This is a genomic window from Streptomyces sp. NPDC049597 (assembly GCF_040675505.1).
Classification (GTDB): Bacteria; Actinomycetota; Actinomycetes; order Streptomycetales; family Streptomycetaceae; genus Streptomyces.
This window is the reverse complement of sequence record NZ_JBFAOY010000007.1, coordinates 80,028-98,295: the sequence shown is the minus strand read 5'-3', so window position 1 is coordinate 98,295 and position 18,268 is coordinate 80,028. Positions and strand designations below refer to the sequence as shown.

The following is an 18,268-nucleotide window of genomic DNA, read 5'->3' as shown; positions in this document are numbered from 1 at the left end:
CGTACCGGGACGCGTCGGGTGTCAGCGGCGCGTGGTCGCCGTCAGGCTGGCGTATTGCCCGGCCCGTTCCAGCAGACGGGGGACACCCGTTTCGAGCGAGGGCCCGAAGGCCGTGTCGTTGGGGCGCTCGCCACGCTGCCAGCGGGTGTAGATGGCCTCGCAGAAGATCGCTGCCTTCCACAGGGCGAGGGTCTGGTACCAGGGCAGCGGGGTCAGATCGAGGCCCATGCGGGACCGGTAGCGCTCGGCCAGCTGGCGCTGGGTGAGGTAGCCGGGCGACCGGGTCACGCGGGTGAGTTCGAGCGGGGTGGTGGGGCGGCCTGCCTCGGACCAGGTGGCGGTGAGGTACCCCAGGTCCGCGAGCGGGTCGCCGAGCGTGGCCATCTCCCAGTCGAGGATCGCGAGGACCTCGGCCGGGGCCTGCGGGGCGAACATGAGGTTGCCCATGCGGTAGTCGCCGTGCACCACCGAGGCCGCCTGGCTCGCCGGCAGGTTACGCGCCAGCCAGTCCGCGATGCGCTCCACCGCGGGCAGGCTGCGGGTGGTGTTGACCTCCCACAACCCGCGGAACCGCTCGACCTGGCGCTGCAGATACCCCTCGGCTCGGCCCAGGGAGGCGAGTTCCCCTCCGGACACGTCGATGCCGTGCAGGGCGATGAGGGTGTCGATGACCGCTTCGCTGGTGGCCCGGCGCTGGTCGGCGGTGGAGAGGTGGGGCGGGATCGTGTCGGTGATGACCGTTCCGTCGAGCCGGCCCATGAGGTAGAACGGCACGCCCAAGACGTCCTCGTCCTCACAGACGGCGAGGATCTCCGGGGCCGGTACCCCGTGCCCGTGGAGGATCTTCTGGATGCGTGCCTCGCGGACCATGTCGTGCGTCGACTTCGGCAGCGGCGGGCGCGGGCCGCGGCGCAGGACGACGGACTCGCTGCCGCGTTCGATCAGATAGGTGACGTTGGAGTGGCCGTCGCCGATGCGTTGCCAGGCGATCGGTCCGCTGCCGATGCCGTGTGTGTCGAGGAAGCCGGTGACCGCGTCGAGGACCAGGAGCGGAGGGCTGTCGAGGTGACGGGCCCGCTCGCGGCTCGCGACGACTTCCACGCCGTCGGGGACGGTGTGCATCACGCGCCCCCGTCCCGGCCGACGACGGCGTCGCCCAGGTATCGCTCACCGGCCTGGACGGCGGCGCGCCGGCCGGCCGAGGCCCGGCGGGCGACGGCCCACCGGTGGGTCTCGTTCGAGCCGTCGTAGATGCGGAACGGGCGCACCTCGTTCAGGTACTGGGCGAGGGGGAGCCCGTCGGAGACCCCGTCTCCGCCGCAGATCTGGATGGCGCGGTCGATCACCCGGAAGATTGCCTCCGAGCAGTGGACCTTCGCGACCGAGGACATCGCCGAGCCCGCCTTCGGGTCGCTGTGCAGCAGGGCGGCGGTCTTGGTGATGATCGCGTCGGACGTCTCGATGTCGATCACGGACTCGGCGATCAGGTGCTGGGCCAGGCCGAGCGAGTCGATCGGACCACCGAACAGCTCCCTCTTCGCGGCCCGGTCGAGGGCGATGTCGTGCGCCCGGCGCGCCAGTCCCAGCCAGCGCATGCAGTGCGTGAGCCGCGCGGGGCCGAGCCGTACCTGCGCGTACCGGAAGCCGAGTCCGACCTCGCCGAGGACCGCGTCGTCGGGGACGAAGCAGTTCTCGATGTACAGATGCGGGTGGCCGCCGTCGATGGACCGGTCGACCGTGTGGATTGCCTCGCCGACCCTGATGCCGGGGTTCGTCATGCCGACGAGGAACATGGTGGCCCCCTCGGGGGAGCCGTCGACGGCAGGGGTGCGCGCCATGACGATGCAGAACCCGGCACCGACGGCGCCGCTGGTGAACCGCTTGTGGCCGTCGATGATCCAGCCGCCACCGGCGCGTACGGCGGTGGTCCGCAGCGCCGCCGGGTCGGATCCCGCTCCGGGGTGGGGCTCGGTCATGCCGAAGCAGGACCGGACGTCCCCCGCCGCCAGAGGCGCGAGGTAGTGCTTCTTCTGCTCCTCGGTGGCGATGAGGTTGAGCATGTGCATGTTCCCCTCGTCGGGGGCCATGCAGTTGAGCGCGAGGGGGCCGATCGGCGAGTATCCGGCCTCCTGCAGGATCGGCGACCAGTGTTGGATGGGCAGTCCCTGCCCGCCGTACTCCTTCGGCACGAGCGGCGCGAAGACACCGGCCTCCTTCGCCGCAGTCTGCAGCCGGTCGCGAGTGGCCTGGTCGAGACGTCCGCCCGGTACGGGCTCCGCGTCGACGACGCACTCGCGGACGAACCGGCGCGTGCGCTCACGCAGCTCAGCTATCTCCGGGGGAAGGTGAGGGAAAGTCATGGCAGTCCTTTGTCGGTGGGTGCGGTCTTACGCGGTGCCGCCGGCGACCGTGAGGCCGCCGTCGACGGTGAGGACACGGCCGGTGACCCAGGAGGCGTCCTCCGAGGCCAGAAAGGCCACGGCGGAGGCGATGTCCGACGGCTCGCCCAGGCGCCGCAGGGGGTAGTCGGCGGCCACCTCGGTCTCCCTGCCCTCGTACAGGGCCTCGGCGAACCGCGTCTTGACCACGGCGGGGGCCACGGCGTTGACGCGGATCTCCGGGCCGAGCTCGACGGCCAGGGTCCTGGTCAGGTGGGACACCGCCGCCTTGCTCACTCCGTAGAGGCCGATGCCGGGTGACGGGGTGTCGCCGGTGACGGAGGAGAGGTTCACGACGGTGCCGCGGCGTTCGGTGAAACCGAGCTTCGGGTGGGCCACGGCGTCCTGCACCCAGGCGAGGGTGGCGAGGACGTTGACCTCAAGCACCTTGCGGGCGACGTCGAGGTCCAGGCCGACGACGGGACCGTACGCGGGATTGATGCCCGCGTTGTTCACGAGGACGTCCAGCCCGCCGAACTCGCCCGCGACCGTGTCGAAGACCTCGCGGCGGTGCTCGGGGTCGTCCGCCCTGCCCGCGACGGTGATGACGCTGCCCGGGGGAAGCGTGGCGGCGGCCTCTTCGAGCGGTCCGGCCTTGCGGGCCGTGAGGCATACGCGCGCACCCTCCGCGACGAGCCGTTCCGCGACGGCGAGACCGATGCCCCGGCTCGCTCCGGTCACGACGGCGGTGCGGCCCGAGAAACGGCCTTGGACGGCGAGGTTCTCGCTCATGGATCAGTCCTTCGAGGGGGAATCCGGCTTGGTGCCGTCGAGGCCGCGGAGCTCGGCCCGCCGGATCTTGCCGCTCTGGGTCTTGGGCAGGTCGGAGAGGAAATGGATCGTGCGGGGGCACTTGTAGGCGGCCAGCCGGTCGCGGGAGAAGGTGATCAGTTCTTCCGGGGTGGCGTTCAGACCCGCCTTGAGCGAGACGTAGGCGACGACGGTCTCGCCGCGGTAGGGGTCCGGCTGTCCGACGACCGCGGCCTCAAGGACCGACGGGTGCTCGTACAGCGCGTCCTCGACCTCGCGCGGCCAGACCTTGTATCCGGACACGTTGATCTGGTCCTTGAGCCGGTCCACCAGGTAGACCCAGCCCTGCTCGTCGATGACGGCGACGTCGCCGGTGCGGAGCCGGCCCTCCGGCATGGTCCGGCGGGTGGCGTCGGGCTTGTCCCAGTAGCCGGGCACGACCTGCGGCCCGCTCAACTCGAGTTCGCCCTGCTTCCCGCTCGGCACCGGGTCGCCGTGAGGGTCGACGACGCGCGCGGTGAGGTGCGGCAGGGGTTTGCCGATGGACAGCGTCCCGCTGGGCAGGTGCACCGGCGCCCGCTCACCCGGCGGCACGGCGATGACGGCGGACGTCGTCTCGGTCATCCCGTAGCCGTTGTGGAGGTAGACGCCGAACCGGTCCCGGAACCGCTCGACGGTGGCCGGCGGGATCGGCGCGCCGCCCGAGTACAGGGCCTTCACCGACGCGAAGTGCTCCGGTCCCGCCTGCGGCAGTTCGTAGATCGCGTTGTACGCCGTGATGGAGCCGATCGTGTAGGTCACCCCGTTCTCGGCGAAGGACTCCAGGGCGACCTCGGGGTGGAACCGGCCCGCCAGGACCAGCGTGGTGTCGGTGAGCAGGGAGATCGTCGCGTTGACCACCGCCCCGGTGATGTGGAACAGCGGGGCCATGGCGAACACGACGTCCCCGTCGCTCACACCCATCCACGACGCGCAGGTCGCCACCACGCTCAGCACGTTGCCGTGGGTGTTCATGGCGCCTTTCGGCGGGCCCGTCGTCCCCGAGGTGTACGTCAGGAACGCGACGTCGTCGGGGGTGAGCTCCACCGGAGCGGGGCGGCGCCCGCGGTACTCGCCGATCAGGGCCACCAGGTCGCCGTCCGGGGCCGGGGCGTGGCGTTGCGTCGTCGCGAAGACCCGTGGATCGTTCCTCGACTGGTAGTCCCGCGCCGATGTGCTGATCAGCCATCGCACCGTGCTCCCCGCCAGCGTGCCGAGCGTCTCGTGGACGTCCTCGTCCGCGCAGACGACGCCGACGGCCCCGGAGTCCTCGATGATCCGGCGGAGTTCCTGACGCCGGTACATCGGATTGAGTCCCAGTGCCGTGGCCCCCAGCTTCCACAGGGCCAGCAGCACCAGCGCGTACTGCGGGACGTTCTGCAGGTACACCCCGACGCGATCACCCCGGCCGGTTCCGCGAGCCTCGAACGCGGCGGCCAGGGCGTCCGACGCGGAGTCCACCTCCCGCGCGGACAGAGCACCGTCGAAGAAGCGGAGCGCCGTGCCCTCCGGGTTCTTCGCCACGCGTGCCTTCCAGGCGGCCACGAGCGAGCCGGGAACCGCGTCCGTCCGCGTACCGGACCCGTCGGGGAACGTGTCCCGCCGCCGACCCTCATCCACTGTCATCTGCCGTCCTTCCCACCCATGTTCATGCCTTGGCGCGCCGGTCACGTGAGTTCACGCTTGAGGATCTTTCCGGTGGACGTCATCGGGAGGGTCTGCACGATCTCCACGATGCGCGGGTACTTGTAGGCGGCCATCTGCCCCTTGCCCCAGGCGATCAGCTCATCGGGGCGGGCCTCGGCGCCACGCTCGAGGATGACGAACGCCTTGATCTCCTCGCCGTGGCTCTCGTGCGGCACGCCGACGACCGCGGCCAGGCTGACCGCCGGATGCGTCATCAGGACCTCCTCGATCTCGCGCGGGTAGACGTTGAAGCCGCCGCGGATGATCAGGTCCTTCGCCCGGTCGACGATGTAGTAGAAGCCGTCCTTGTCCCTGCGGGCCAGGTCACCGGTGCGGAACCAGCCGTCCCGGATCGCTTCCGCGGTGGCCTCGGGGCGGCCGTGGTACCCCTTCATCACGTTGTGGCCCCTGACCGCGATCTCCCCGATGGCGCTGCCCGTGCTGTCGTCCTCGACCTCCGACCAGTCCGAGTCGACGAGCTTGACCTCGACGCCCCAGATCGGTACGCCGATCGACCCGGGCCGGGGCTCCCGCGCCGGATTGCTGAAGGTCACCACCGGCGAGGTCTCGGAGAGGCCGTAGCCCTCCAGGACCTGGACGCCCAGCCGCTCCCTGACCTGCTTGGTGAGTTCTGCGGGGAGCGAGGCACCGCCGGAGACGCCGACGCGCAGGTTCCTCGCGATCCTCTCGACGTCGACGTCGTCGGTGAGCGCCTGCAACAGGCCCCACCACATGGTGGGGACGCCCGCGAAGACGGTGATGTCCTCCTGCTGCATCAGGGACACCGCCTGCCGGGCGTCGAACCGTGGCAGCAGCATCAGCGTGCTCGCCGTCGAGAAGCCGGCGTTCATCTGGACGGTCGCGCCGAAGGAGTGGAACAGCGGCAGCACGACCAGATGGGTGTCCAGGGCCGGCCGGTTCTCCAAGAGCTGATTGACCGCGAGGGCGTTGAGCACCAAGTTGGCGTGGCTGAGTTCGGCGCCCTTCGCCTGTCCTGTTGTACCGCTCGTGTAGAGCAGCACGGCCGAGTCGTCCCCCGAGGTCCCGATGCTGTCGAACGTCGTCGCGGTGCCCCGCAGTGCGGCGCCCATGGTCTCGATGCCCTCGACCGGGCTTTCCGCCGCGGGGTCGGCGGTGATGAGGAAGAAGTGCTCGCAGCCCGTGGTCTCGGTGAACCCGGCGTGTCCCTCCGCACCCATCGGCAGGCCCTCGCCGCCCTCGAAGCAGAAGTACGCCTTCGCCCCCGAGTCGGCGAGGTGGTAGGCGACCTCCCGGCCCTTGAGCAGGACGTTGAGGGGGACGACGACGGCGCCGGCCTTGAGGATTCCGTAGTAGACGATCGGGAACCAGGGCACGTTCGGACAACTGAGCGCGACCTTGTCGCCGGGCCAGATGCCGCGGTCGACCAGGAGGTTGGCAACCCGGTTGGCGGCGGCGTCGATCTGGGCGTAGGTGAGACGCGTCGTGCCGAGGACGACCGCGTCCCTGTCCGGGTGCGTGCGGGCGGAGTCCTCGAGCAGGACCGAGAGATTCAGCATGGTGTCTTCCGGAAAGGTGGACCGGGCCAGGCCGCGGGGGATCGGAACACGCGGCCTGGCTCGGGGCGGGTGGGGTTACACGCGGCTTGACGCGGACGTCACAACTGCCGCAGGAGCCGGTCGAGGGCCTCGGCCGTCGCCTCGACGTCGGCGGTGGTGTGCGCCGTGCTGAGGAAGACCTTGCCGGACGGCATGAACAGGAAGCCCTGCCGCAGCATCCCCTCGAGGATCACCGCCCAGAGCCCGCTTGTTCCGTGAAGCCCCGTGGCGCCACCGGCGGGGACGTACTGGAGGAGCGAGCCGACCCGGTTGAAGCCTCCGAAGTCAGGTGATGAACCGAGAACGGCGCCGACGAGGGCTTCGAACTCGGACGAGATCCCTTCGAGTTGCTCGTAGACCGCGGGATCGGCCAGGACGCGCATCGTCGCCGCGACGGCCGCCAGCGCGATCGGGTTGGCGTTGAAGGTCCCGGCGTGAACGACGCCGGAAGTCACCTGGTCGATCAGATCTGCCCGGCCGACGACGGCGCTCTGGGTGAACCCTCCGGCCATCGCCTTCCCGAAGACGGACAAGTCGGGCAGCACGCCGTACTTCTCGGCCGCCCCGCCCCGGGCTATCCGGAATCCGGCGATCACCTCGTCGAAGACGAGGACGACGCCGTGCCGGTCGCAGAGGGTCCGCAGCGTCGACAGGAACTGCGGTGTGGGTGCTTCGACGCCGGCGTTGCTCATCACCGGGTCGACGAGCACGGCCGCGATGTTGCGCTCGACGGCCTCGCTCAGCAGGCGCTCGGCCAGCCGCACGTCGTTGAAGCGCGCCACGACCAGGTCGTCAAGCACGCTGGCCGACTGTCCCGCCCCACCGGGGGTGGCGGGGCGATCGCAGTCGTCTTCGGACATCCCGGCGTACACGGCGTCGTGCCAGCCGTGGTAGCTCTTGGCGAACTTGAGGACGCGGCGCCGCCCGGTGGCGGCGCGCGCGAGGCGCAGCGCCACCTGCACCGCCTCGGTCCCCGTGTTGCTCCACAGCAGTCGCTCGCCGTGCGGCACGGCTTCGAGGACCGCTTCCGCCGCGAGGTACTCGAGCGGGTGGCCGGTGCCGACGACCTGCATCTTCGTCGCGACTTCGGACACCGCTGACAGCACACGCGGGTCACTGTGACCGAGGACGAGCGGTCCCCAGGCCATCACGTAGTCGACGTACCGGTCGCCGTCCAGGTCCCAGACGTGTGCGCCCCGCGCCTCGCGCACGAAGAGCGGATGGGGTGGCATCGCGGCGCGCAGGCCCGATCCCACACCCCCGCCGACGCTGCGGCGGGCTCGCTCGAAGGCCGAGCGTGATGATTCCAGGGCCATGAGATCGCCCCTGCCTTTCAGTACGTGATCACCGAGCGGATGCCGATGCCGCGCTTCATCTGGTCGAACGCCTCGTTGACGTCCTTCAGACCGATCACGCTCGTCACCAGGGAGTCGAGATCGATGCGGTGGTTCATGTAGTGGTCGATCAGCAGCGGGAAGTCGGAAGCCGGCTTGCTGGAGCCGTAGTTCGAGCCGATGAGCGAGAGTTCCTGATCGGACATGACGAAGGGATCGATGGAGACCTTCAGGCCGTCCGCCACCTGCCCGGCGACCACCGCCGTGCCGCCCCGGGCCAGGACCTCGTAGGCCGACTCGATGGTGCGGGGCAGCCCGATGGCCTCGATGGCGATCTCCACACCGCGTCCGTCGGTGAGCTGTCGCACCCGGTCCGCGAAGTCCTCGCGGCCATTGTTGATCAGGTCGGTCGCGCCGAAGACGCGCGCCTGCTCCAGCTTCTCGTCGGAGATGTCCGCGGCGATGATCTTCCGCGCGCCGGCGAGCCGGGCACCCTGGATCGCGTTCAGGCCGACGCCTCCGCAGCCGAGGACCAGCACGGTGTCGCTCGGCCGCACGCCGGCGGTGTTGACGGCCGCGCCGACACCGGTCGTGACGGCGCATCCGACCAGAGCCGATTGCGGGAAGGGGGCGTCGTCCCGGATGGCGATCGCGCCCGATTCGGGCACGAGGGTGTACTGGCCGAACGTTCCGAGGCCCGCGAAGCTGAGCACGTCGCCCCCGCCGGCGGACGCGATCCGGGACCGGCCGTCGAACGAGAGGTGGTTCGCCGAGTGCTGGCTGACCATGTCGCAGAGGACGGGCCTGCCACTGATGCAGTAGCGGCAGCGGCGACACGAGGGCGTCCAGGACAGCACGACGTGGTCGCCCTTCTTCAGCGTCGTGACGCCTTCGCCGACGCTCTCGACGATCCCGGCTCCCTCATGGCCGAGGATCATCGGTGAAGGAACCTCCCATTCGCCCAGGAGGACATGGAGGTCGCTGTGGCACACCCCGCTCGCCTGGAGCCGCACGAGCACCTCGCCGGGCGGAGGCGTCGAGGGGATCGTCACTCTCTCGATGGTCAGCGGTTGGTTCGGCGTCCTGAAGACGGCGGCGTCGAACTCGATCGTCATGAAAGTCTTCCTTCCGTGTTTTGGGGCGATTACGTCCGAGCGGTACGGATGAGCTTCTTGTTGGCGAACTCGTCGATTCCCGCCCGTCCCAGCTCGCGGCCGAATCCGGACAACTTGACGCCACCGAAGGGCAGTTCCGCGCCATCGAGGCCGACGCCGTTGATGAAGACCATGCCGGCCTCGATCCTGTCGGCGACACGCAGCGCCTGCTCGGCGTCCGTTGTGAACACGTAGGAGCCCAGCCCGTACGGGGTGTCGTTCGCCAGCTCGACGGCCTCGTCCTCGGACCCGATCCGGTAGACGGTCGCGACCGGGCCGAAGAGCTCCTCGGCGGCCGACGGCGACGCCGGCGAGACGTCCGTCAGCACGCCGGGCGGGAAGTACCCCCCCTCGCGCTGTCGTGCGGAGACGAAGGTCGCCCCCTCGTCGACGGCTCGCCCGACCTGTTCCTCGACGTACTCGGCGGCGGCGACCGAGGAGAGGGGCGCCAGGCCGTCGGTCAGGGCGAGCACCTTCTCGGTGAACTTGTCGAGGAAGGCGTCGTAGACGTCCTCGGCGACGATGAAGCGCTTCCCGGCGTTGCACGCCTGCCCGGCGTTCTCGAAGCGAGCCTCGATCGCCGCCTGGACCGTGGCGTCGAGGTCGTCGGTCGACAGCACGATGAAGGGGTCCGAGCCGCCCAGTTCGAGCACCACCTTTTTGAGGCTGCGGCCGGCCTTCGCGGCGACCTCTGCGCCGGCCCTCTCCGAACCGGTGAAGGAGACGCCCTGCACGCGGGGGTCGGCGATGGCGCGGCCGATCTGCTCGCCGGTGGCGTGGACGTTGACGTAGCAGCCCTGGGGGAAGCCCGCGTCCGTGAACAGCTGCTGGAGAGCCGCGGACGACTCCGGACACTGCGACGCGTGCTTGAGCACGATGGTGTTGCCCAGGGCGAGGTTGGGCGCGGCGAACCGGGCCACCTGGTAGTACGGGTAGTTCCAGGGCATGATCCCCAGCAGCACGCCGACCGGCTGGCGGCGGATGAAGGCGGTGCCCTCTCCCTCCAGGAGCTCGATCGGCTCGTCGGTGAGGAACTTCTCCGCGTTCTCGGCGTAGTACCGGTAGATCGAGGCGCTGAACTCGACCTCCCCGACGGCCTCGTCCACCGGCTTGCCCATCTCCCGGTGGATGATCTCGGCGAGCTGCCGGCTGCGCTCGCTGTGCAGGGCGGCGACGGTGTTCAACAGCTGGGCGCGCTGTTCCACGGAGGTCTGCCTCGACCAGTGCGCGTAGGCGTTCGCCGCCGCGTCGAGCGCCCCGTCGACGGCCTCGTCCGTCGCGGTGGGGTACTCCTTGACCAGCTTGCCGGTGGCCGGGTCCACCACCGCGTACACGTGCCGCTTCGCCATACTGACTCCTTCGTCGTGATTCGGGTTCATGCGGGGGCCCCGGCCGTGCGGGCCGGGTTCGAGTCCAAGGCCGCGTTGCGGTCGTGCAGCGCGCGGTAGGCGCGGAAGTAGACGAATCCCTGGGTGCCCCAGGTCGCCAGCGCGGCGGTGTAGAAGATCGTGCGGTTCGCGTCGTCGAACGGCAGCGGGAAGAAGTCGTACGTAATCGCGATGGTGGTCCCGGCGGCCGTGACCAGTCCGGTCCAGACCGCCGGCCACCTCGCGCCCGCGCCCCAGAGCCGCTTGACGAAGTAGCAGAGGAACATCGCCGTGAGGAGGTTGACGACGACGTAGAACACGGAGACCCAGAACGCACCACGGTCGGTGTGGAGATCCGCGTCGTGGAAGGGCCGGAGGAACAGGGCGGCCACGATCGCGACCCCGAATACGGCGACGTCGACGCTGCGGCTCGGCTTGTAACGATGGGTGACCTTCATCAGGCCCAGGACCAGGATGAGCGTGATGCCGACCGACCTGGAGAACGCGTCGAAGAAGTACGCCAGGTCGTACAGGACGCTGTCGCTTTTGGCTCCGAGGAGCGACCAGAGCAGGAAGTTGCTGCCCGACGTCGCGACGACCATCCATTCGAGGCCCAGGAGGTAGTTGCCGTAGCGGCGAATGAATTTCCAGCCGTAGAAGTAGCCGGCGAAGATCATCCACAGGTCGGCCAGCAGGAACAGCGTCTCCCTCATCGGGACGCCCCCTCTCGGACGTCGCGGGACAGCAGGGTGATGACGCTCTCTGCGGTGCGCTGGCCCGTCAGAACCGCGCCGTTCATGGTTCCGGCCCATTCGCCGGCGGTTTCGGAGCCCGCCCAGTGGATGCGCCCGTGGGGCTCGCTCAGCGCCTTGCCGAAGCTCGTGGTCGCGTAAGGAGCGACGGCGGGATTGGGGCCGCCCGGGGCGAAGGGCTCCGCTCCCCAGCAGTGGTCCACGTAGTCGATCGGGGTGAGCGCCTGCGGACCGTAGAGGTCGGCGAGCTGCCGGACCACCCGGTCGCGCCGGGTCTCGGGGCTGAAGCCGTCGAAGACGCGCGGATCGCAGAAGGCCATCAGGACGCCCGGTCCGCCGGGGGCGGGGGACGCGTCGAAGGTGATGAACACGGTTCCGGTGTCGGTCACCGCCTCGCCGGAACAGCCGTCGGCCCGCCAGAACGGCCTCTCGTAGGCCACGAACGCCTTGCTCAGCACGCCCATGCGCCAGGTCCGCGTGAGCCCTTCGCCCTGCTCGGACAGAGCGGGCTCGAAGGTGATGGCGGCGCGGTGCGCCGGCGAGGCGGTGACGATGGCGTACCGGGCGCGGATCTCGCCGGAGTCGGTGCGGACGGTGACGCCGTCGTCGTCCTGTGCGATGCGGCGCACCGGTGTCTCCAGGCGCACGCGGTCACCGAGCCGCTCCGCCACCCGCTTGGCGATCTCCTGGGTGGTCTCGACGATCCGGTCCTGCTGCTGACCACCCTCGACGTCCAGCATGTGATCGAGCCCGCCCGCCGAACGGATGTAGCGCATCGCGTGCAGCAGGGAGACGTCTCCCGGCGTGCAACCCCACTGCACCTTGCTGATCACGGTCATCAGCGCGCGGGTGCCGGGCAGCGCGTTCTTCCGGTCGAGCCACTCGCCGAACGAGAGGGTGTCGAGCCGACCGGCCCCGGGCGTCTCCCACGCGGCGTTCACGTCGACGGTCGCGACCAGCTTGTTCACCGCCGCCTGCATGCGGGCCATGTCCACCAGTGCAGCGGGGGAGACCTTGGGAATGGTGCCGCTGTAGGTGCGGCGCCGGCCCGCCATCCACAGCACGTTGTGGCCCTGGGCGAACTGGTCGGTGGTGGTACACCCCACCCGGCTCGCGAGGTCCCGGACGGCGGTGTGGCGCCGGGCCACCCACGTCGCTCCGAGGTCGACCTTCACACCGGCCACCTCGCCGGAGAGCGAGCGGCCTCCGACCCGGTCGCGGCCCTCCACGACCAGGACGGACCGCCCCGTGCTCACCAGTCGCTCCGCCGCGCTCAGACCGGCGAAACCGGCACCGACGACCACGACGTCGACCCTGGTGCTCCCGGAGCGGGGCTCACGAGATCCGGACATGGCTTCCTCCTTCGCCCACGCGGTTCGCGTGCTGCGCGATGTAGGTGGTGACGGGGGCGACGAGGGCCTCGGGGAGGTGATGGCCCATGCCGGGGATGACCACGTGCTGGGCCGAGCGGATCGCCCGGACGGTCGCGGCGCCGCCGCTCGGGTGCACCAGCGGGTCACGGTCGCCGTGGATGACCAGCGTCGGAGCGGTGATCCTGCTCAGCTGGGCCGTCCGGTCTCCGGAGCGCTGGATGGCCTGGATCTGTCGCGCCGTGCCGGCCGCCGGGTCGCCGGCGCTGCGGTCCCAGCCGCGAGCCGCGATGGCCGCCTCGGCCGCGTCGTCGATGGGGTGCCCCGTTCCCGCGATGTGACGGGTGAGCCTCAGGTGGGCACGGACCGCCGCGGTTCTGTTCCTCGCTGGCGGGGCGGCGAGGAGCCGGATCGTCGACAGGGCCGGCTGACCGACCTTGCGCGCCCCGGTCGTGGAGTAGAGGGAGGCCAGCGACAGGACCCGCTCGGGCGCCGTTGCCGCGATCGTCTGCGCGATCATTCCGCCCATCGACCGCCCGACCAGGTGCCCCCGCGCGATCCCGAGATGGTCGAGTACGCCGACGGCGTCTTGGGCCATGTCGGCCAGCGTGTACGCGTCGCCGCGCGGACGTGCGGCGATCTGACGCCAGAGCCCGGGAGGGGGCGAGGCGACGAACGTCGACTGGCCGGCGTCGCGGTTGTCGATCGCGACGACCCGGAAACCGTGGGCGGTGAGGGAGCCGACGAACGAGTCGGACCAGAAGGTGAGGTCTTCGCCCAGTCCCGCGATGAGCAGCATCGCGGGGGCGTCCTTGTGGCCGTGGTCCCGGAAGCAGATCGTCATCCCGGACGGCAGGGTCGCGTACTGGTCGCCGCCCTCGGCGGCGCTCGTCTCAGACACGGGTGCCTCGCCTCCCGCCGGTCGCCGGCGCGGCCGCCCGGCGGGCGCCGAATCGGAGGTTCTCGTCGGCCACCGGGCCGCGCAGCGCCCTGGCGTCCTCGGGGTAGGACATCGCCATCCGCCAGGGCTTCTCGGGGCCCTGCTTGGGCAGGAGCTTCTCGCCGCGCTTGGCGTACCCGGCCTGGAGGTCCATGACGGGCCTGCGCTTCGTCCCCGACGGTGCGACCGGAACCACCGTGTCGTATCCGCGGGCGTCCATGTGCCTGACCAGGTCGATGAAGTAACGGCACATCAGGCTCACCTTGAGCGTCCAGGACGAGGTGGTGTAGCCGATCGCCATCGCCCAGTTGGGGATGCCGCTCAGCAGCATGCCGCGGTAACAGAGCGCGTCCGCGATGTCGACCTGGCGCCCGTCGACCACGATGGGCATGCCGTCGAAGAGCCGCAGGTTCAGCCCCGTCGCGGTGACGATGACGTCGGCTTCCAGTTCCTCGCCCGACGCCAGGACGATGCCGCGCTTGCTGAACCTCGCCACGGCGTCGGTGACGACGGAGGCCCTGCCTTCCTTGATCGCGTCGAAGAAGTCGCCGTCCGGTGCCGCGCACAGCCGCTGGTCCCACGGGTCGTACGGCGGGTTGAAGTGCTTGTCGACGTCGAATCCCTTGGGAAGGCGCTTGATGTTCTCGCGGCGGATCAGCGCGCGTCCGGCCTTGGGGAAGGTCCGCAGACCCTTCACGACGGCGTGTTCGGTCCAGATGTTCTTGAATCGCGTCACGGCGTACCCGCGCTCTTCTCCGAGCAGCTTCGTGAGCGCAAGGGCGACCTTGTCGACGCGGGGGAGCGCCATCACGTAGGTGGGGGTGCGCTGCAGCATCGTCACGTGCCGGGCGGCGCCTGCCCCGGTGGTCATGGCCGGCACCAGAGTGATCGCGGTCGCGCCGCTGCCGATGACGACGACCTTCTTGTTGCTGTAGTCGAGTCCCTCGGGCCAGTGCTGCGGATGGACGATCTGGCCCTCGAAGTCGTCCCGCCCCGGGAACTCCGGGGAGAACCCCTCGTCGTACCGGTAGTAGCCGGTGGCGGCGAAGACCCATCCCGAGTGGATCGTCCTGGTCCGGGTCGCTCCCGTGGCGGAGTCCGACGTCTGGACGGTGAGGGTCCACCGTGAGTCCGCCGTGGACCACTCCGCGCGGACGACCCGGTGGCCGAGCCTGAGGACGCGCTCCAGGCCGTTCTCCTCGACGGTCTCGTGGAGGTACTCCTTGATGAGGGGAGCGTCGGCGATCGCGGCTTCGTGGCGCCAGGGCTTGAACGCGTATCCGAACGTGTGGAGGTCGGAGTCCGAGCGGATGCCGGGATAGCGGAACAGGTCCCAAGTGCCTCCGATGTCGTCGCGCGCTTCCAGTACGGCGAGCGACTTGTCGGGCAGCTCCCGGCTGAAATAGGTGGCCGCGCCGATCCCGGAGATCCCGGCTCCGATGATCACCACGTCGAACTCCTCGACGGCGTCCAACACCTCAGCTGTCATGGCGTTTCCTCGCTGTTCCTGTGGCGGTTACCTCACTGTCGCGAGCCGCGACCGCCTGCGAGAACGACAGCGGGCACCTCCTTCGCCAGGGCTCGGTGCACGATGCACAGGCGGGCCGGGCCACTGCGCCCATACGGTGTCCGACGTTCGGGCCGAGGCCCCGGTCGAGCCCGCGGCCCGGCCCTTCCGGGAGCAGGGCGTCCGGAGACAGCCGTCCAGCGGCAGGTCGTGCCGCAGCCGTTGCGGCAGCAAGACCGGCGTGATAGAGGTTTGCCCCGGTGTTTAGTGGTACTAAACACCCCGTCGCGGTCGTGCAGAGGTCGAACCCGCTGCCGTCACGACCTCGCTGCGCGTCGCGCCCCCGGGTGAATCGAGCCGCAGGGGGATCGCCGCCGTCGCTCCCGCGATCGCGGCCGAGCGGAAGTGGCCAACGACCCGGAACCTGTGCGGGGCCACGTCTTCTCGGGCGGGAAGATCCGCCTCCTGCTGCTCCGGCTCAGCCCGCTGCGAGGGAGCCGCACCCGTTCGTTCGCGCAGGCAACCGCCTCACGCGCCCCTTCACCCACCCATGACGAGCCGGTACCGGCCCGTGAGCCGAAAGGTGGTCGCGATGACCGACCTCTCCAAGACAGGGCACGTCGAAGCAGCCGATGGTGAAGCGGGATCGGGCAATCCGCTCAACCGTGGGCTCGGCGTGTCGCAGATCGTGTTCATGGTCGTCGCCGCGGCGGCACCGCTCGGGCTGGTGGCCGGCGGGGTGCCGCTCGCCTTCGCCGTGAGCGGCAGCCCGGGGATGCCGCTGTACTTCGCGCTGTCCACCGTGCTGCTGCTGATCTTCGCGGCCGGCTTCACGCTGATGGCCGGACGGGTACGCAACGCGGGGGCCTTCTACGCCTATGTCCAGGCGGGGCTGGGCCGGATCCCCGGTCTCTCGGCCGCGACCCTCGCGCTCTTCTCCTACACGCTGCTTCTCGTCGGGGTGAACGCCTACGTCGGCGTCGCGACGAGCAACGTCATCGAGCGGTACGCCGATGTCGGCTCCCCGTGGTGGACGTGGGCGCTCGTCTCACTCGGCGTCATCGCCTTCCTCGGCTACCGAGACATCGAATTGAGCGCCAAGGTGCTCGGTGCCGTGCTGGTGCTGGAATCCCTGCTGCTCCTGGTCCTGGACCTCGGCATCGTGGGCCACGGCGGCGCCCACGGCCTGACGGCCGAGCCGGTGACGCCCTCGATCGTGGGCACCGGCTCCCTGGGCCTCGGCATCATGTTCGCCATCTTCGGGTTCATCGGCTTCGAGGCGACGGCCGTGTTCCGCAACGAGGCGAAGGACCCCGACGCCACGGTCCCGCGGGCGACATACGTCGCGATCCTGGTGATCGGAGCCTTCTACTCGTTCACCGTGTGGGCGATCGTGGTGGGTTCCGGCGTCGACGCCGTGGTCGGAGCCGCGCAGGCCGACCCCGAGGGCCTGGTCCTCACGCTGACGCGGAGCTACGTCGGGTCCGTCTGGGCCGACATCATGCAACTGCTGCTGATCACAAGCCAGTTCGCTTGCGTACTGGCCTTCCACAACGTCGTGACGCGCTACCAGTTCGCGCTGTCCCGGGCCGGTGTGCTTCCGGCGTCGCTGGGCGTCGTCCACCCCCGGCACCGCGCGCCGTCGGCGTCCTCTGCCGTCGCCTCGGCGGTCGCGTTCGTCACCACGCTCGTCGTCGCCTCGCTCGGCCTCGACCCGATCGGGGACCTCTACGCCTGGTTCTCCGGTGCCGCCACCCTCGGCATCGTCCTGCTGATGGCTGCCACCAGCCTCGCCGTCGTCGGCTTCTTCCGGCGCGCCGACGGGCGGCAGTCGGTGTGGCGGACGGTCGTGGCCCCGGCCGTCGCCTTCCTCGGCCTGGCCTGCGTGGTCTGCATGATGGTCGCCAACTTCCCGCTCCTCGTCGGCACCACCACGGGTGCCTGGGTGATCGGCGGACTCGTCGCCCTCTCGGCCGTGGCCGGCGCGGTGCAGGCCCTCGTCCTGCGAGCGCGCCGACCGGCTGTCTACGAGCGACTCTGAGCGACTTGCCGGTCAGCTCATGAGCGCAGGGGCGCGGCCGGTCTGTGCACCGTGCACCGTCCCCGGGGGAAGCCGGTGCCCGGTGTCGTTCTCACCGCGACCGCGGCCTGTGACAGTGGGGTACGAGGCAACCGCCACCGGCGAAGTCCGGTTTCGCCGAGCACCGTGTCGTGGGCGGGCCGACCGGGGCGCCCAGGGGAGGGACGTTGAAGAATCGGACTGTCGTGGTGGGGCTCGGCGCCACTGGCCGGGCCATCGCCTCTTCCTTGCTGCAACGCGCGGACGTGGAGATCGTGGGAGCGGCGGACCGGGACCCCCGCGTGGTCGGTCAAGACCTCGGAGTGCTCCTCGGTGGCGTCGCGAACGGTGTCGTCGTCGTGAGCGACCCGGCCGAGCTGCCCGCCGCCGACCTCGCGATCGTGGCGACCGTCTCGGATCTGCACAGGGCGGCCGACGTCCTGCTGCCGCTGCTGGAGCGTTCGTACAACGTCCTGAGCATCTGCGAAGAGCTGGCCTATCCATGGCGGAGCCACCCCGATCTGGCCCGGCGGCTCGACGACACGGCGAAGGCGCATGGCGTGACCGTCCTGGGCAGCGGGGCGAACCCGGGCGTCCTGATGGACACGCTTCCTCTCCTCCTGACTGCACTGACTCAGCGTGTGGAGAGCGTGCGGATCCGCCGACGGACGAACATGTCACGCTACGGCGCGATCCTGTCGAAGTTCGGCCTCGGTCTGACCATGCGCGAGTTCGCGACGGCTCGCAGCCGGGGCGAGGTCGTCGGGCACCACGGCTTCGAGCAGGCCATCGGGGCGCTCGCGGCAGGGGTCGGATGGGATCTCGACTCGGTGGACGTGGGAGAGGTCGAACCCGCTGTCGTGACGACTTCGCCGCGCGTCGGGGACCACATGCGTATCGAACCGGGGCAGATCGCGGCGGTCACTCACGCCGCCCGGGGCGTGCTCAAGGGCGACGTGGTGATCGATCTGGAGATCACGTTCGGGTTCTTCGAGCCGGCCGATGAGGTGGTCGCGGGCGACGACTACCGGATCGTCGGAGAGGAGCAGGTCGTCGACCTCCGTTCCTCCGTGGGCTTCGATTCCTTCCTCAGCACCGTCGCGGCGGCGGTCAACGCCTCCACCGCGGTCGTCGAGGCGCGTCCCGGTCTCCTGTCGATGGGGGACCTGCCTGCCCGTTCGGTCGCGGCCAAGGGAGAGCGGCGAGCGGGCCGGGCCTCGCTCGGGGCCACGCCTTCTCAGGACTGAGACGGAGACGCAGAAGACGGAGAACCTCCTGTTCGCCGTCTTCACGCG

At 70.1% G+C, this 18,268-nt stretch carries 14 protein-coding genes; 2 read left to right on the top strand and 12 right to left on the bottom strand.

What is annotated here, in order from left to right; translation table 11 throughout:
- Positions 1-21 precede the first annotated feature (21 nt).
- From AB0K02_RS11020 to AB0K02_RS10965, 12 genes are all read right to left on the bottom strand, one after another.
- Positions 22-1,122 carry a phosphotransferase family protein gene (locus AB0K02_RS11020; RefSeq protein ID WP_365992191.1) on the bottom strand — a complete coding sequence of 367 codons (1,101 nt, stop codon included), beginning with the start codon at positions 1,120-1,122 and terminating at the stop codon, positions 22-24.
- On the bottom strand, positions 1,122-2,360 hold the full coding sequence (locus tag AB0K02_RS11015) for an acyl-CoA dehydrogenase family protein (RefSeq protein WP_365992070.1): 1,239 nt from the start codon (positions 2,358-2,360) through the stop codon (positions 1,122-1,124). Before AB0K02_RS11015 ends, AB0K02_RS11020 begins: the two co-directional genes overlap by 1 nt.
- Before the next feature lie 27 nt (positions 2,361-2,387).
- A complete protein-coding gene (locus AB0K02_RS11010) occupies positions 2,388-3,170 on the bottom strand; it encodes an SDR family oxidoreductase (protein WP_365992069.1) in 783 nt (260 codons plus the stop codon).
- Positions 3,171-3,173: 3 nt separating this feature from the next.
- Positions 3,174-4,853: an AMP-binding protein gene (locus AB0K02_RS11005; protein ID WP_365992068.1), complete on the bottom strand. Its 1,680-nt coding sequence runs from the start codon at positions 4,851-4,853 to the stop codon at positions 3,174-3,176.
- A gap of 41 nt (positions 4,854-4,894) precedes the next feature.
- On the bottom strand, positions 4,895-6,451 hold the full coding sequence (locus tag AB0K02_RS11000) for a long-chain fatty acid--CoA ligase (protein WP_365992067.1): 1,557 nt from the start codon (positions 6,449-6,451) through the stop codon (positions 4,895-4,897).
- 98 nt (positions 6,452-6,549) lie between these two features.
- Positions 6,550-7,806, bottom strand: coding sequence for an aminotransferase class III-fold pyridoxal phosphate-dependent enzyme (locus tag AB0K02_RS10995; protein ID WP_365992066.1), 1,257 nt, complete (start codon positions 7,804-7,806; stop codon positions 6,550-6,552).
- 17 nt (positions 7,807-7,823) lie between these two features.
- On the bottom strand, positions 7,824-8,939 hold the full coding sequence (locus AB0K02_RS10990) for a Zn-dependent alcohol dehydrogenase (RefSeq protein ID WP_365992065.1): 1,116 nt from the start codon (positions 8,937-8,939) through the stop codon (positions 7,824-7,826).
- A 29-nt stretch (positions 8,940-8,968) separates the two neighbouring features.
- Positions 8,969-10,327, bottom strand: coding sequence for an NAD-dependent succinate-semialdehyde dehydrogenase (locus AB0K02_RS10985; protein ID WP_365992064.1), 1,359 nt, complete (start codon positions 10,325-10,327; stop codon positions 8,969-8,971).
- 26 nt (positions 10,328-10,353) lie between these two features.
- Positions 10,354-11,058: a transporter gene (locus AB0K02_RS10980; protein WP_365892232.1), complete on the bottom strand. Its 705-nt coding sequence runs from the start codon at positions 11,056-11,058 to the stop codon at positions 10,354-10,356.
- Complete coding sequence (locus tag AB0K02_RS10975) at positions 11,055-12,449, bottom strand: flavin monoamine oxidase family protein (RefSeq protein ID WP_365992063.1); 1,395 nt, start codon at positions 12,447-12,449, stop codon at positions 11,055-11,057. Before AB0K02_RS10975 ends, AB0K02_RS10980 begins: the two co-directional genes overlap by 4 nt.
- Complete coding sequence (locus tag AB0K02_RS10970; protein ID WP_365992062.1) at positions 12,433-13,368, bottom strand: alpha/beta fold hydrolase; 936 nt, start codon at positions 13,366-13,368, stop codon at positions 12,433-12,435. Before AB0K02_RS10970 ends, AB0K02_RS10975 begins: the two co-directional genes overlap by 17 nt.
- On the bottom strand, positions 13,361-14,896 hold the full coding sequence (locus AB0K02_RS10965; RefSeq protein WP_365992061.1) for an NAD(P)/FAD-dependent oxidoreductase: 1,536 nt from the start codon (positions 14,894-14,896) through the stop codon (positions 13,361-13,363). Before AB0K02_RS10965 ends, AB0K02_RS10970 begins: the two co-directional genes overlap by 8 nt.
- Before the next feature lie 610 nt (positions 14,897-15,506).
- On the opposite strand from AB0K02_RS10965, the gene AB0K02_RS10960 reads away from it, so the two are divergent.
- Both AB0K02_RS10960 and AB0K02_RS10955 read left to right on the top strand, forming a co-directional pair.
- Positions 15,507-16,955, top strand: a complete 1,449-nt coding sequence (locus tag AB0K02_RS10960) for an APC family permease (protein WP_365992060.1) — start codon at positions 15,507-15,509, stop codon at positions 16,953-16,955.
- A 206-nt stretch (positions 16,956-17,161) separates the two neighbouring features.
- Complete coding sequence (locus AB0K02_RS10955) at positions 17,162-18,220, top strand: dihydrodipicolinate reductase (protein WP_365992059.1); 1,059 nt, start codon at positions 17,162-17,164, stop codon at positions 18,218-18,220.
- The last annotated feature ends 48 nt before the right edge of the window (positions 18,221-18,268 follow it).

Coding starts and splice junctions, on each gene's coding strand:
- AB0K02_RS10965 (WP_365992061.1), bottom strand. CDS start 14,896: ATGACAGCTGAGGTGTTGGACGCCGTCGAGGAGTTCGACGTGGTGATC.
- AB0K02_RS11000 (WP_365992067.1), bottom strand. CDS start 6,451: ATGCTGAATCTCTCGGTCCTGCTCGAGGACTCCGCCCGCACGCACCCG.
- AB0K02_RS10990 (WP_365992065.1), bottom strand. CDS start 8,939: ATGACGATCGAGTTCGACGCCGCCGTCTTCAGGACGCCGAACCAACCG.
- AB0K02_RS10975 (WP_365992063.1), bottom strand. CDS start 12,449: ATGTCCGGATCTCGTGAGCCCCGCTCCGGGAGCACCAGGGTCGACGTC.
- AB0K02_RS10995 (WP_365992066.1), bottom strand. CDS start 7,806: ATGGCCCTGGAATCATCACGCTCGGCCTTCGAGCGAGCCCGCCGCAGC.
- AB0K02_RS11005 (WP_365992068.1), bottom strand. CDS start 4,853: ATGACAGTGGATGAGGGTCGGCGGCGGGACACGTTCCCCGACGGGTCC.
- AB0K02_RS11015 (WP_365992070.1), bottom strand. CDS start 2,360: ATGACTTTCCCTCACCTTCCCCCGGAGATAGCTGAGCTGCGTGAGCGC.
- AB0K02_RS10985 (WP_365992064.1), bottom strand. CDS start 10,327: ATGGCGAAGCGGCACGTGTACGCGGTGGTGGACCCGGCCACCGGCAAG.
- AB0K02_RS11020 (WP_365992191.1), bottom strand. CDS start 1,122: ATGCACACCGTCCCCGACGGCGTGGAAGTCGTCGCGAGCCGCGAGCGG.
- AB0K02_RS10980 (WP_365892232.1), bottom strand. CDS start 11,058: ATGAGGGAGACGCTGTTCCTGCTGGCCGACCTGTGGATGATCTTCGCC.
- AB0K02_RS10960 (WP_365992060.1), top strand. CDS start 15,507: ATGACCGACCTCTCCAAGACAGGGCACGTCGAAGCAGCCGATGGTGAA.
- AB0K02_RS11010 (WP_365992069.1), bottom strand. CDS start 3,170: ATGAGCGAGAACCTCGCCGTCCAAGGCCGTTTCTCGGGCCGCACCGCC.